Annotated in this window: 12 protein-coding genes; 11 read left to right on the top strand and 1 reads right to left on the bottom strand. The window is 70.3% G+C overall.

Annotation, left to right across the window (positions count from 1 at the left end; all coding sequences use genetic code 11):
- The first annotated feature begins 38 nt into the window (after positions 1 to 38).
- The 11 genes from mobA (at position 39) to proB (ending at position 13,749) form a co-directional block, all read left to right on the top strand.
- Positions 39 to 674, top strand: a complete 636-nt coding sequence (mobA, locus tag ASG12_RS11120) for a molybdenum cofactor guanylyltransferase (RefSeq protein WP_055789163.1) — start codon at positions 39 to 41, stop codon at positions 672 to 674.
- Positions 675 to 698: 24 nt separating this feature from the next.
- A complete protein-coding gene (locus tag ASG12_RS11115; RefSeq protein WP_055789160.1) occupies positions 699 to 3,371 on the top strand; it encodes a valine--tRNA ligase in 2,673 nt (890 codons plus the stop codon).
- Positions 3,368 to 4,816, top strand: a complete 1,449-nt coding sequence (gene folC / locus ASG12_RS11110) for a bifunctional tetrahydrofolate synthase/dihydrofolate synthase (protein ID WP_055789158.1) — start codon at positions 3,368 to 3,370, stop codon at positions 4,814 to 4,816. The genes ASG12_RS11115 and folC overlap by 4 nt, the downstream gene beginning before the upstream one ends.
- Before the next feature lie 56 nt (positions 4,817 to 4,872).
- Positions 4,873 to 5,238 carry a DUF4233 domain-containing protein gene (locus tag ASG12_RS11105; protein WP_055789594.1) on the top strand — a complete coding sequence of 122 codons (366 nt, stop codon included), beginning with the start codon at positions 4,873 to 4,875 and terminating at the stop codon, positions 5,236 to 5,238.
- A 143-nt stretch (positions 5,239 to 5,381) separates the two neighbouring features.
- The gene (locus tag ASG12_RS11100; protein WP_055789591.1) at positions 5,382 to 5,816 is read left to right on the top strand and encodes a hypothetical protein; all 435 of its coding nucleotides are present in this window, start codon (positions 5,382 to 5,384) and stop codon (positions 5,814 to 5,816) included.
- Positions 5,817 to 5,838: 22 nt separating this feature from the next.
- Positions 5,839 to 6,252 (top strand): nucleoside-diphosphate kinase, encoded by a 414-nt coding sequence (ndk, locus tag ASG12_RS11095; protein WP_045822391.1) that lies wholly within the window; start codon positions 5,839 to 5,841, stop codon positions 6,250 to 6,252.
- Between the two features lie 465 nt (positions 6,253 to 6,717).
- Complete coding sequence (locus ASG12_RS11090) at positions 6,718 to 10,050, top strand: translation initiation factor IF-2 N-terminal domain-containing protein (RefSeq protein WP_055789154.1); 3,333 nt, start codon at positions 6,718 to 6,720, stop codon at positions 10,048 to 10,050.
- A gap of 271 nt (positions 10,051 to 10,321) precedes the next feature.
- Positions 10,322 to 10,633, top strand: a complete 312-nt coding sequence (rplU, locus tag ASG12_RS11085) for a 50S ribosomal protein L21 (protein WP_045822393.1) — start codon at positions 10,322 to 10,324, stop codon at positions 10,631 to 10,633.
- A gap of 32 nt (positions 10,634 to 10,665) precedes the next feature.
- Positions 10,666 to 10,929: a 50S ribosomal protein L27 gene (gene rpmA / locus ASG12_RS11080; protein ID WP_055789151.1), complete on the top strand. Its 264-nt coding sequence runs from the start codon at positions 10,666 to 10,668 to the stop codon at positions 10,927 to 10,929.
- Between the two features lie 157 nt (positions 10,930 to 11,086).
- Positions 11,087 to 12,628: a GTPase ObgE gene (obgE, locus tag ASG12_RS11075; protein WP_055789148.1), complete on the top strand. Its 1,542-nt coding sequence runs from the start codon at positions 11,087 to 11,089 to the stop codon at positions 12,626 to 12,628.
- A gap of 8 nt (positions 12,629 to 12,636) precedes the next feature.
- Positions 12,637 to 13,749 carry a glutamate 5-kinase gene (gene proB, locus ASG12_RS11070; protein ID WP_055789145.1) on the top strand — a complete coding sequence of 371 codons (1,113 nt, stop codon included), beginning with the start codon at positions 12,637 to 12,639 and terminating at the stop codon, positions 13,747 to 13,749.
- Here the strand turns inward: proB and ASG12_RS11065 are convergent.
- Entirely contained in the window at positions 13,705 to 14,643 is a 939-nt protein-coding gene (locus ASG12_RS11065) for a Sir2 family NAD-dependent protein deacetylase (RefSeq protein WP_082501864.1), read from the bottom strand. The genes proB and ASG12_RS11065 overlap by 45 nt on opposite strands.
- Between the last annotated feature and the right edge of the window lie 33 nt (positions 14,644 to 14,676).

The raw sequence follows: 14,676 nt of genomic DNA, 5'->3' as shown, positions 1-14,676 counted from the left end.
GGCCCCGAGTACGGGGTGCGTCACGCGATACTGGGCCGATGATCGATGTGGCGGGTGTGGTGTTGGCCGGTGGCGCGTCGCGACGGATGGGCTCGGACAAGGCCGGTCTCGACTGGGAGGGCCAGCCGATGCTCGCCCGGATCGTCGCCGAGGTGGGCACCCGGTGCTCGCCGGTGTCGGTCGTCGCCGCGGCGTCGTCGCCCGCGTACAGGACCCTCAAGGGTTCCGGCGGTCCCGAGGCGCACTGGGTCACCGACGAGCAGGCCGGCGCCGGACCGCTCGGTGCCCTGGCCGCCGGGTTGGCCGACGCCGCCGCCGCGGGATGCGAGATAGCGTTCGTGTGTGCCACGGACATGCCGCTCATCGAGGTGGCGATCGTCGACGAGCTGCTCCTGGGCCTGCGCGAGGGCGACGACGCGGCGATCGCCGTGGACTCCCAGCGCGTCCATCCCTTCGCCGGCGTGTACCGGACGGCGTGCGCCGGACGCATCCGCGACCTGGCCGCGACCGGTGAACGACGCATGCTCGCCGCGCTCGACGCCCTCGCCGCCAACCGCGTCGCGGTCAGCGATGTCGCCTGGCTCACCAACGTCAACGCGCCCGAGGACCTGCACCGGTTGCGCCACGCGGGGAGCGGGATCACCGCCGACACGGCAGGCGTGAGCATCCCGTAGGTGGGGCGTCACTAGAATCGAGGGGTGACCGAACTCCCAGACGCGCCCACCCCTGCCGAGAGGCTGCCCAAGTCCTGGGAACCCGCCGCCCACGAGTCCTCGATCTATCAGCGATGGATCGACGACGGCCTCTTCACGGCCGACCCGGCGAGCGGCAAGCCGACCTTCTCGATCGTCATCCCCCCGCCGAACGTCAACGGGTCCCTGCACATGGGCCACGCCTTCGAACACGTCCTGATGGACGCCCTCACCCGACGCCGTCGGATGCAGGGTTTCGAGGTGCTGTGGCTGCCCGGAATGGATCACGCCGCGATCGCCATGCAGGCCATGGTCGAGAAGCGGTTGGCCGCCGAGGGCACCACCCGTTCCGACCTCGGGCGTGAGGCGTTCATCGACCGCGTGTGGCAGGCCAAGGCCGAGATCAGCGGCGACATCGGCGCGCAGATGCGTCGTCTCGGCGACGGCGTCGACTGGTCGCGCGAGCGGTTCACGATGGACGAGGGCCTCTCACGCGCGGTCCACACCGTGTTCAAGCGGATGTTCGACGACGGGCTCATCTACCGCGCTGAGCGACTGGTCAACTGGTCGCCGGTGCTGCAGACCGCCATCAGCGACATCGAGGTGTCCTACGACGACGTCGAGGGCGAGCTGGTGAGCTTCCGCTACGGCTCGATGGACGACGCGCAACCCCACCTGGTGGTGGCCACGACGCGACTGGAGACCATGCTCGGCGACACCGCGATCGCGGTGCACCCCGACGACGAGCGCTACGCACACCTCGTCGGCACCGAGCTGCCGCACCCGTTCCTCGATCGCTCGATCCCCGTGGTCGCCGACGACTACGTCGACCCCGAGTTCGGCACCGGCGCGGTGAAGATCACCCCCGCCCACGACCCCAACGACTTCGCGCTCGGGCAGCGCCACGGGTTGCCCATGCCGACGATCATGGACACCTCCGGTCACATCGCCGACACCGGAACACGATTCGACGGACTCGACCGGTTCGACGCGCGCGTCGCCGTACGTGAGGCGCTGGCCGCCGAGGGCAGGATCGTCAAGGAGGTCCGCCCCTACCTGCACAGCGTCGGGCACTCCGAGCGCAGCGGCGAACCGATCGAGCCGCGGCTGAGCATGCAGTGGTGGGTGCGGGTGGAGACCCTGGCCAAGGCCGCCGGCGACGCCGTGCGCAGCGGCGCCACACAGATTCATCCGGCATCGATGGAGCCGCGCTGGTTCGGGTGGGTCGACGACATGCACGACTGGTGCATCTCGCGGCAACTGTGGTGGGGCCACCGCATCCCGATCTTCTACGGGCCCGACGGCGAGGTCGTGTGCACCGCGCCCGGCGAGGAGCCGCCCGCGGGATACGTCCAGGACCCCGACGTGCTCGACACGTGGTTCTCCTCGGGTCTGTGGCCGTTCTCGACGCTGGGCTGGCCGGACGACACCGCCGACCTGCGCGCGTTCTACCCGACCAGTGTGCTGGTGACCGGCTACGACATCCTGTTCTTCTGGGTCGCCCGGATGATGATGTTCGGCACCTATGTCGGTGCGACCCTCGATCAGGACGCACCGGTCCCGTTCCGACATCTGTTCCTGCACGGGCTTGTTCGCGACGAACACGGCAAGAAGATGTCGAAGTCGAAGGGCAACGGCATCGACCCGCTCGACTGGGTCGACCGTTTCGGGGCCGACGCGATGCGGTTCACCCTGGCCCGCGGCGCTAACCCCGGCGGTGACCTGTCGGTGGGCGAGCGCCATGCCGAGGCGTCGCGCAACTTCACCACGAAGCTGTTCAACGCGACCCGCTTCGCCCTGATGAACGGCGCCACCCTGGGCACCCTGCCCGACCGCGCGACGCTCACCGACGCCGACCGCTGGATCCTCGACCGCCTCGACGAGGTGCTCGCCGACGCGGACTCGGGCTTCGAGTCCTACGAGTTCGCGCGCGCGTGTGAATCGCTGTATCACTTTGCGCGCGACGAGTTCTGCGACTGGTACGTCGAACTGTCGAAGGTGCAGGTGTACGCCGACGCCGATGGTCACGTCGACGACGATCGTGTGCGGGCGACCGGACTGGTGCTCGGTACCGTGCTCGACTCGATCCTGAAGATGCTGCACCCGGTGATGCCGTTCGTCACCGAGACCTTGTGGACGACCCTCACCGGTGAAACCACGGTGGTGACCGCGCCGTGGCCCACCGCCGGCGGGGCCACCCGAGACGCCGACGCGGCGACCCGCGTCGCCGACCTGCAGCACCTGATCACCGAGATCCGTCGCTTCCGCGGCGATCAGGGCATTCCCGACAACAAGCGGGTCCCGACCCGTCTCGACGGCATCGACGCCGCGGGTATCGGGCACCTGCGGCCCTACGCGGACTCGCTGGCCAAGCTCACCGTGCCGGGCCCGGAGTTCACCGCCACCGCGACCCTCGAGGTGCGGTTGTCGACCATGACCGTCACCGTCGACCTCGACACCTCCGAGGCGATCGACGTCGAGGCCGAGAAGCGACGACTGGCAAAGGATCTCGCGGCCGCGGAGAAGGAGCTGACGCAGACCGCGGCGAAGCTGTCGAACGAGCAGTTCCTCGCCAAGGCGCCCGACCCGGTGGTGGAGAAGATCCGGCTGCGTCAGCGGATCGCCACCGAAGAGGTCGAGCGGATCGGCGCCAAGCTCGCGTCGCTCGGTGGCGCGTGAGCACGACCGACGCCGGCGGGTCGGGCCCATCGGGGTCCGCCGACGACACCCCGACGCCCGAGGATCTCGCCGAGTTCGCCGATGTCGAGACCGAACTCGACGGTCGGTGGCCGGAGACGAAGATCGAGCCGTCGCTGACCCGGATGACCGCGCTGATGGACCTGTTGGGCTCGCCGCAGCGCGGATACGCCTCGATCCACATCGCCGGGACCAACGGCAAGACGTCGGTGACGCGCATGATCGACGCCCTGCTGACCGCGCTGCACCGCCGCACCGGCCGCATCACCAGTCCGCACCTGCAGCTCGCGACCGAGCGCATCTCGGTGGACGGACAACCGATCTCGCCGCGCCGGTACATCGACGCGTACCGCGAACTCGAGCCGTTCATCACCATGGTGGACGACTCGTCGGAGGCCCAGGGCGGCCCGCGGATGAGCAAGTTCGAGGTGCTCACGGCGATGGCATACGCCGTGTTCGCCGAGGCGCCCGTCGATGTCGCGGTCGTCGAGACCGGCATGGGCGGGACCTGGGACGCCACCAACGTCATCGAGCCGTCGGTCGCGGTCATCACGCCCATCGCGATGGATCACGCCGACTACCTCGGTGACACGATCGCGGCGATCGCAGGGGAGAAGGCGGGGATCATCAAGGCCGCCGCCGACGACCTCGTGCCCGTCGACCCCGTGACCGTGATCGCGGTGCAGGATCCCGAGGCCGAGAAGGTGCTGCTGGCCCGGACGGTGGAGACCGAGACCCTCGTCGCGCGTGAGGGATCGGAGTTCCGTGTCCTCGAACGCCGTACCGCCGTCGGTGGGCAGCTGCTCGAACTGCAGGGCCTCGGCGGGGTGTACTCGGAGATCTTCCTGCCCGTCCACGGTGGACATCAGGCCTCGAACGCGGCGATCGCGCTGGCCGCCGTCGAGGCGTTCTTCGGTGCCGGGGCCGATCGTCAGCTCGACATCGACGCCGTACGAGCCGGTTTCGCCGCGGTGACGACGCCGGGGCGGCTCGAGCGGGTGCGGTCGGCGCCGTCGGTGTTCCTCGACGCCGCCCACAACCCGCACGGGGCCGCGGCCCTGGCCCGCAGCCTCACCGAGGAGTTCGACTTCCGTCGGCTCGTCGCCGTCGTCGGCGTGATGGCCGACAAGGACGCCGTCGGCCTGCTCACCGCCCTCGAACCGGTCGTCGACTCGATCATCACCACCCACAGCGGGTCGCCGCGATCGATGGAGGCCGAGGTGCTCGCCGATCTCGCGCTGCCGATCTTCGGTGAGGATCGCGTCGCGGTCCACCCGTTCCTGCCCGATGCGGTGGAGGCGGCGATCGCCTCGGCCGAGGACGTCGGCGAGGACCTCGACCACCTGTCCGGCGCGGGCGTGGTGATCACCGGTTCGGTGGTGACCGCGGGTGCGGCCCGCACCCTCTTCGGAAAGGATCCCGCGTGAGCGAGACCCGCTTCACCCCGCCGGTCAACGATCCGTGGCGCGGACTGCGCGGAGTGATGGCGGGGACCCTCGTGCTGGAGGGGATCGTGGTCGTCCTCGCGCTGCCGATCGTGGCGAAGGTCGGCGGGGGACTGACCGTCGCCTCGACCACCTACCTCGTGGTGCTGACCGTCGCCATGTTCCTCGGCGCCGGCCTGCAGGGACGGTCGTGGGCGCTCACCTTCGATCTCGCGCTGCAGGTGCTGCTGATCGCCGGCGTGGTGTTCCACTGGTCGATCTGCGCCGTCGGCATCGTCTTCGGGCTGGTCTGGGTCTACATCGCCTACATCAAGCGCGACGTCGAGAAACGTGTGGCGAGCGGACAGTTGCCGGGTCAGGAGCCCATCGTCGACGACGGCCCCGGCGGCGTGTCCGATTCGTGACCTGCCGATCGGCGTCGTCGCCGAGACGCGGCTCGGGACGACTGACACCATGCCCGTGTGAGGTGTCGCCGATAGAGGCCGACACCGACAGGTCCCCTGTCACCGATCTCACCGACAGTCCCCGACGAAAGGCCCACCGCGTCATGCCCCGTCCCCGCATCCTGTTCCCGGCGGTTACCGCCGGTGTGTTCGCCGGCCTGTGTCTGACGGTGGTCGCACCCGCCGGCGCCGACGTGCCCCCGGCCGGGACGCCCCAGGCGCCGGGCGCGTCGACGCAGGTGGTCGTGCCGCCCGGCCCGCCGGTCCCCGTGGCCCCGTCGGAGTTCGGCTATGTCGCCACCCACGACCTCACCGTCCGCGCCGCCTCGATCGATCTCGCCGGATTCGTGGCCTCGATCCCCGTGCCCGCGCAGTACCGCGCGGCGAACCTCGCCCTCGCCGACCGCTTCGATGCGACCGTCGCCGAGGCCCTCACCTCCAAGGGCGGCTGCGTGCAGGTCGTCGTGAACCCCCGGGCGACCGACGGCAATCTCTTCAACTACGGCTTCTTCCCGGTGGCGGGCGAGTTCTGCGACTGAGCACCTCGCTACGCTGTCGAGCGTGACTGAACGGACACTGGTCCTGATCAAGCCCGACGGCGTAGCCCGGGCAGTGGTCGGCGAGATCATCAGCAGAATCGAACGCAAGGGCCTGTCGCTGGTCGCCTTGCAGCTCACCACCGTCAGCGACGAGGTGGCGCGGGGCCACTACGCAGAGCATGCGGAGAAGCCCTTCTTCCCGTCGCTGCTCGAATTCATCACCTCGGGGCCCCTCGTGGCCGCGGTGGTGGAGGGTCCTCGTGCCATCGCCGCCTTCCGGCAGCTCGCCGGCGGCACCGATCCGGTGGAGAAGGCCGTGCCCGGCACCATCCGCGGCGACTTCGCCCTCGAGACCCAGAACAACCTGGTGCACGGATCGGACTCGCCCGAGTCCGCCGAGCGCGAGATCGCCCTCTGGTTCCCCGGCCTGTCCTGATCTGACCGACCGTCCCCTCGGCCCGCCGCCCTGCGAGCACCGCCTCGCAGACCCGGCGGGCCGACTCATGTCCCGGGTCGGTGCGGCGCCTCCCGGCGGGTGTGTCCGCTGGTCGCGGTGGCTCGGTTGCGCGATCCGCTGCGGGGCCGTGGCGTGCCGGTGTGGGATACTCGTGGAGTTGTCCTCGACACAGTTCGGTGACGACACGATGACCAGCCGATTCCTCGGTCCCCGCTACAGGCGTTGATCACAACAACGCGACGGCGTCGATCACAACGACGCATCGCGGTGTGGACCGTACGGATACCGGTACAGCCATCACCGCCAAGGCGTGGCAGCGACACGGCACAACCGACGTCCTGCGACGCGAGACCATAGAGAATTCGGATCGTCCGCGGTCCGATACACAGAGCACACCCTCGCGAGGCCGCGTCACGACGATGCGCCCGGGGGTTAGGAGAGCACGTGGCCGACAATGGCGCGCCCGAGGATCAGAGCAATGAATCGACCTCGGCGCAGGAGTTCCCGCACAAGATGAGAGTGCACGCACTGGCCCGGATCCTCGGGATCACCAGCCGCGAGGTGCTCGCCTTCCTCGCCGAACTCGGTGTCGCGGCCCGCAGCCCGCAGTCCAGCATCGACCGCAGCGCGGCCGTGCAGGTGCGTGACCGGGCGTCCGCGCCCGCGGGCGAACCCGTCGCCGAGTCCGCCGAGGGCGACGCGCCGACCGACGACGCCCCCGCGACCGAGAAGGCCACGCCCTCGGCCTTCGAACAGACCCCCTCGCTGTTCTCCGCGGCCGCGGCGACGGAACCGGTTGCCCCGGCCGCCGACGCCCCGGCATCCGAGCCCGCATACGACGCGGCGCAGACCCCGCTGTTCCTGCAGCCGCAGGCGCCGGAGCGTCCTGCCCGGGCGCGTCGCGCCGAGCGTCCGACCGCCGAGGCCACCGCCGATCCGTCCGAGAAGGTCGGCGCCGACACCTCGCCGCGCGAGACCCCGGCAACGGAGGTCGTGACCCCCTCGGCCGAGGCCGAGGCCGAGACCACCGACGGTGACCGGACCGGATCCGACGACCGCTCCGACAACGACGGCGAGGGCGGCGCCAACCGTCGTCGGCGTCGTGGACGACGGGGTCGCGGTCGCGGTCGCGGTGACCAGAGTGGCGACGAACAGAACAGTGACGATCAGTCCGGCGACGACGAGTCCAGGGACGATCAGAACAGGGCCGACCGGAACAGGGACGACGAGAACGGCGACGCGACGAGCGGGTCCGACGACTCGACGTCCGGACGTACGGACGAGGGCGATTCGACCGGCGATGACACGAACGCCGACGCCAACGACGACGAGACGACGGGATCGCGCGGGTCGGGACGGTCACGCAACGCCCGTCGATCGGGTGGCAAGAGTGCGGGTGGCGACACCACGAGCGCTCCCGAGAACGAGAGCTCGGACGGCTCGCCGTCGAACTCCGACGACGACTCCGACAGCGATGCCGACGGTGACGACTCCGACGACGAGTCGGGTTCGGGCACGCGTCGTCGGCGCCGGCGTCGTCGTCGCAAGGGCGGAGCCGGTGACGGGGACGGTGACGGTTCGAGCAGGGCCGACGGGTCGACGAACGACGATCCGCCGAACACCGTGGTCCACGAGCGGGAGCCGCGCAACAAGTCGCGCAGCCGCGACCGCGACGAGGTGCAGGGCATCTCCGGGTCGACCCGGCTCGAGGCGAAGCGTCAGCGTCGCCGCGACGGCCGCGACGCCGGTCGTCGGCGCCCCCCGATCCTCACCGAGAGCGAGTTCCTCGCCCGGCGCGAGGCGGTCGACCGTGTGATGGTGGTGCGCGAGCGTTCGGCCAACACCCGGCTCAACGACGACACCGGCGAGACCACGGCCACCGAGGACTACACGCAGGTCGCGGTCCTCGAGGACGGCGTGCTCGTCGAACACTTCGTGACCACCTCGACCTCGTCGTCGATGGTCGGCAACATCTTCCTGGGTCGCGTCCAGAACGTGCTCCCCGGCATGGAGGCCGCGTTCGTCGACATCGGTCGCGGCCGCAACGGCGTGCTCTACGCGGGTGAGGTCAACTGGGACGCCGCCGGTCTCGACGGCGGCAGCCGCAAGATCGAGCAGGCGCTCAAGCCGGGTGACCCGGTGGTGGTGCAGGTCAGCAAGGACCCCGTCGGCCACAAGGGGGCGCGTCTCACCACGCAGATCTCCCTCGCCGGTCGCTACCTCGTGTACGTGCCCGGTGGTTCGTCGACCGGGATCAGCCGCAAGCTGCCCGACACCGAACGCAAGCGCCTGAAGTCGATCCTGTCGAAGCTCATCCCCTCGGATGCGGGTGTCATCATCCGCACTGCGTCGGAGGGCGTCAGCGCCGAGGAACTCGCCGCCGACATCGATCGCCTGAAGAACCAGTGGGCGCAGATCGAGAAGGTCACCGCCCAGGCCGGCGGTAACAACGGCGGCGGGGGCAAGGGCGGCAAGAACGGCTCGAAGGGGTCGGCACCGCAGGCGCTCTATGAGGAGCCCGATCTTCTCGTCAAGGTCGTGCGCGACCTGTTCAACGAGGACTTCACGAGCCTCATCGTCGACGGCAACTCGGCCTGGGATCAGGTGCACGGGTACGTCGAGGCGGTGGCACCCGACCTCATGGAACGGCTCGAACGCTTCGAGAAGGCCCACGCCGACGCGCCGGACGCGTTCGTGGTGCACCGCATCGACGAGCAGCTCGCCAAGGCCCTCGAGCGCAAGGTGTGGCTGCCCTCGGGCGGCACGCTGATCATCGAGCACACCGAGGCCATGACCGTGGTCGACGTCAACACCGGCAAGTTCACCGGGTCGGGCGGCAACCTCGAGGAGACGGTCACCCGCAACAACCTCGAGGCTGCCGAGGAGATCGTGCGGCAGATGCGTCTGCGCGACATCGGCGGCATGATCATCGTCGACTTCATCGACATGGTGCTCGAGTCGAACCGCGACCTGGTGTTGCGTCGACTGACCGAGGCCCTCTCCCGTGACCGCACCCGGCACCAGGTGTCCGAGGTGACGTCGCTGGGACTGGTCCAGATGACCCGCAAGCGACTGGGAACCGGTCTGCTGGAGGCGTTCTCGTCGACCTGCACCTGCTGCAACGGTCGCGGCATCGTGGTGCACGCCGATCCGGTGGAGGTGCAGTCGGGTGACGACGCGCCCCGTCAGGAGGGGTCGAAGCGGTCCCGTCGTGGCGGCAAGCGCAAGTCGGAGGCGTCGACCGAGTCGAAGCCCGCCCACAATCCCTCCGAGCACCCGATGTTCCGGGCCATGGCCTCCCACGGTGACGAGCCCGCCGACGACGCGGGCCACGAGACCGCGGGCCACGAGACGGCGGCCGACGCGAGTGGCCCGGCCACCGAGGTCGAGGTGGTCGTCGAGACGTCGACCGACGCCGAGGTCGCCGTCGTCGAGGTGACCGGACCCGCGGAGGTCGACGCCTCCCCGGAGGTCGCCGACGACGTCGAGATCGCTCCCGCGACGGCCGCGCCCACCGAGACCACGCCCACCGAGACCACGACCGAGGACGCGGCGCCCAAGCGTCGACGTCGGGCCGCTCGTCGTCCCGCAGCGGCACCGACCGGTGGCGGCGAGGCCGTGGCCGGCACCGCCGAGGCCCTGGCCGCGACGGTCGCGACGACCACCCCGGTCACGACGATCACCGCCGCGACCTCGGAGGAACCGACCGTGGCGGTGCGCACCCGCCCACGGCGACGGGCCGCCGGTCGCCCCGCGGGACCGCCGGTCGAGGAGTGACACGACGTGGGCGGGTCGCGGTTTGACCCGGCCGACGGCGCTCCCGTAACCTTGGACGGTCGCCTCAGGGCGAGCATGGTGACGCTGTGTCCGAAACCAGCGTGACGCCGCTGGCGCGGAGAACGTTCCACGACAGACGGCGACCGAGCTCACCGAAGGCATCGTCGGATCCCACGCGGTGCGACCGTGACACCCGCACGACAGACAGACGCCAATAGCGCCCGCGCAACCGCGGGCGCCCGGACAACAGACAGTAAGAGGTAGTGCTTCGATGGCAACGTACGCGATCGTCAAGACCGGCGGTAAGCAGTACAAGGTCGCTGAAGGCGACCTCGTGAAGGTCGAGAAGATCGACGGCGCCGTGGGCGCGACGGTCTCGCTCCCGGTCACCCTCGTGGTGGACGGTTCGACGCTGACCACCGACGCCGCCGCGCTCGCCAAGGCCTCGGTGACCGGCGAGGTCGTCGAGCACGTCAAGGGCCCCAAGATCCGGATCCACAAGTTCAAGAACAAGACCGGCTACCACAAGCGCCAGGGGCACCGTCAGAAGCTGACGGTCCTCAAGGTCACCGGTATCAAGTAACGCGACGCGACTGCTAGAAGGGATCCACAGACATGGCACACAAGAAGGGCGCGTCCAGCTCGCGCAACGGTCGTGACTCCAACGCCCAGCGCCTCGGCGTGAAGCGTTTCGGCGGCCAGCAGGTCAGCGCAGGCGAGATCCTCGTCCGTCAGCGCGGCACCCACTTCCACCCCGGCGTCAACGTCGGCCGTGGCGGCGACGACACCCTGTTCGCCCTCTCGGCGGGTGCGGTGGAGTTCGGCGCCAAGCGTGGTCGCAAGACCATCAACATCGTCCCGGCCGCCGCGCAGGCCTGACGCGCGGCGTTCGAAACCGGACAACGCTTCACGCTCCACGAGGGGCGGGCCAGGGTGATCGTGAACCCGGCCCGCCCCTCGTGGCGTTTGCACCCCACCTCTTCACCCCCGCCGACCCGGCGGACCGAACACCCTCAGCACCGAGAAAGGCCCGCACATGTCGAGATTCGTCGATCGCGTGACCATCCACGCAACGGCGGGCAACGGCGGTCACGGCTGCTCGTCGGTGCATCGTGAGAAGTTCAAGCCCCTCGGTGGTCCCGACGGCGGTAACGGCGGCAACGGCGGCAACGTGACCCTCGTCGTCGATCCCCAGGTACACACCCTTCTCGACTTCCACTTCCGCCCGCACGCCAAGGCGGGCAACGGCCGGCCCGGCGCCGGATCGAACCGGGACGGCGCCCACGGCGACGACCTCGTGTTGCCCGTCCCCGACGGCACCGTGGTCCTCGACGGTGACGGCACGATCCTCGCCGACCTCGTCGGTGCGGGCACCACCTTCGCCGCGGCCGCCGGCGGACGCGGGGGACTCGGCAACGCCGCCCTCGCCTCCCGCGCGCGTCGCGCACCCGGCTTCGCGCTGCTGGGCGAGGAGGGCGAGATCAACGAACTCGTCCTGGAACTGAAGTCGGTCGCCGACGTCGGCCTCGTCGGCTTCCCGTCGGCGGGCAAGTCGTCGCTGGTGTCGGTGCTCTCGGCCGCGAAGCCGAAGATCGCCGACTACCCGTTCACCACCCTCGCCCCCAACCTCGGTGTCGTCACCGCGGGTGCGGAGGTGTTCACCATCGCCGACGTCCCCGGACTCATCCCCGGCGCATCGGCCGGCAAGGGCCTCGGCCTCGAGTTCCTCCGCCACCTCGAGCGGTGTGCCGTGCTGGCGCACGTCGTGGACTGCGCGACCCTCGAACCGGGTCGGGACCCGCTGTCGGACATCGACGCCCTCGAGGCCGAACTCGCCGCGTACACCCCCGCGCTGAGCTCCGATCACGGGCTCGAGGATCTCGCGACCCGCCCCCGCGCGGTGATCCTCAACAAGATCGACGTCCCCGACGCCGCCGACCTGGCCGACCTGGTCCGTCCCGAGCTGGAAGAGCGCGGGTGGCCGGTCTACGCGATCTCCGCGGTGAGCCGGACCGGACTCAACGAGTTGACCTACGCGCTCGCCGATCTCGTGCGCCGCCACCGCACGGAGAACCCACCGCCGGTGCCGCGTCGTGCGGTCGTGCGCCCGAAGGCCGTCGACGAGGCGGGCTTCAGCGTGATCGCCGACCCGAACCAGCCCGGTGGCTTCATCGTCCGCGGTACGCGCCCCGAACGCTGGATCAAGCAGACCGCCTTCGACAACGACGAGGCCGTCGGCTACCTCGCCGACCGGTTGAACCGACTCGGTGTCGAGGCCGAGCTGGTGAAGCGAGGTGCCCAGCCGGGCGCCCCGGTCACCATCGGCGCCGTCACGTTCGACTGGGAGCCCCAGGTGCCCAGCGGTGAGGACATCCCCATCCAGGGACGCGGCACCGACGTCCGTCTCGACCGTCCCGATCGCATCGGCGCCGCCGACCGCAAGGTCGCACGCAAGGCCAGGCGCCATCACGCCGACGACATCGGCGCGGGGTGGGTGTCGATCGGGTCCGACGACACCGTCGACCCCGGCGCCGTCGCCCCCGCCACGACGTCGGAATCCGCGCAGAGCGACGACTGAGGGGTCCGGTGAGCACCTCCGAGAATCCGACGGTCCGCGCCGAGATCGCCTCGGCGCGCAGCATCGTGGTCAAGATCGGTTCATCGGCCATCACCGACATCGACAGCGGTCTCGATCTCGATCGCCTCGACCGGCTGGCCGACGCCCTCGAGGCGAGGATGGCCGCGGGCAGTGACGTCATCGTCGTGTCGTCGGGCGCCATCGGCGCGGGTATCGCGCCGCTGGGTCTCAAGCGCCGACCGACCGATCTCGCGACCAAGCAGGCCGCGGCCAGCGTCGGGCAGCTCGCGCTCGCGCATGCCTGGGGCACGTCGTTCGCCCGACACGGACGGACCGTCGGTCAGGTCCTGCTCACCGCGCACGACATCTCGATGCGTGCCCAACACGCGAACGCCCAACGGACACTGGACCGTCTGCGGTCACTGGGCGCGGTGGCCGTGGTCAACGAGAACGACACCGTGGCCACCGACGAGATCCGCTTCGGCGACAACGACCGACTGGCCGCGCTCGTCGCCCACCTCGCCGGCGCCGACGCCCTGTTCCTGCTGTCCGATGTCGACGGTCTCTACGACGGCGACCCCCGCAAAGGAGACGCGCGGTTGATACCCGAGGTCGCCGGACCCGCCGACCTCGACGGGGTCATCGCGGGGTCGGGTGGCGCACTCGGTACCGGCGGCATGGCCTCGAAGCTGTCGGCGGCGCGCCTGGCCGCCGACGCCGGGGTGCCGGTGTTGCTCGCCGCGGCCGCCGACGCCCGGGCGGCACTGGGAGACGCCACCGTCGGGACCGCGTTCGCCGCGCGTCCCACCCGCATGTCGGCGCGCCGGTTCTGGGTGCGGCACGCCGCCGAGACCCGCGGACGCATCGTCGTCGACGACGGTGCCGCGGTGGCCATCTCGCGCCGTAAGTCGTTGCTGCCGGCCGGCGTCCTCGATGCGCACGGGCGGTTCTCGGCCGGCGACGTCGTCGACGTCGTCGACAGCGGGGGAGCGATCCGTGCGCGCGGGGTCATCGCCTACGACGTCGACGAGGTCGGCGAGATGGTGGGGAAGTCGACCGGCGACCTGCCCCCGGGCCTACGGCGTCCGGTGGTGCACGCCGACGATCTCGTCGGGGTGTGAACCGACTCCGGCACCGATCCGCTCCACGAGCGCGGTGAGGACCTCGGCGCAGCGGTGGTCGATGGTGAGGTCGGCCAGGCTGTCGCCCCGGGTGCGGCCACGATTGACGATGGCGACCGACTTGCCCTGTCGTTCGGCGTGTTTGACGAACCGCAGCCCGGACATGACCGTCAACGACGATCCGAGGACGAGCAGGGTGTCGGCGGCGTCGACCATCGCGTACGCGCGGTCGACCACGTCGGCGGGAACACTCTCCCCGAAGTAGACGATGGCCGGTTTCAGCGGACCGCCGCACGCGGGACAGTCGATCATCACGAAGTCGTCGGTGTCGCCGACGGCGACGTCGGCGTCGGGTGCGACCTCGATCGCGCCGCGGCTGCGGATGCGCGCGGTGAAGTCGGCGTTGAGGGGTTCGAGCATGCTCGCGAGGCGATGTCGCGATACCTGCCACCCGCAGTCGATGCAGCAGACGCGGCCGTAGCACCCGTGCAGTTCGAGCACGGGGTGGTTGCCCGCCTTGGTGTGCAGCATGTCGACGTTCTGGGTGATCACCCCGGACACGAGCCCGAGCCGCTGCAGATCGGTGATGGCGTGGTGAGCACGGTTGGGCCTCGCGGCGTCCATGTGACGCCACCCGAGATGGTTGCGCGCCCAGTAGTGGGTGCGGAACTCCCGCGACGCCAGGAACGCGTCGATGGTCATCGGGGTGCGCGGCGCGGCGTCGGGACTGCGGTAGTCGGGGATCCCGGAGTCGGTGGACATGCCCGCCCCGGACAGGATCACCGTGTGTCGGCCCGCGACGAGGGCCGACAGCCGCGCGACCGCGCCATCGAGGTCGAGGTCGATCTCGGTGGGTTCTCCCGGTGTCCAGGCGACCTGGCTACGCGTCCGCATCACCGTCCACGGTACCGACGATGCGCCGATCCG

It is taken from the genome of Williamsia sp. Leaf354, from assembly GCF_001424365.1.
Lineage (GTDB): Bacteria > Actinomycetota > Actinomycetes > Mycobacteriales > Mycobacteriaceae > Williamsia_A.
This window is presented reverse-complemented; position numbering and strand designations above follow the sequence as displayed.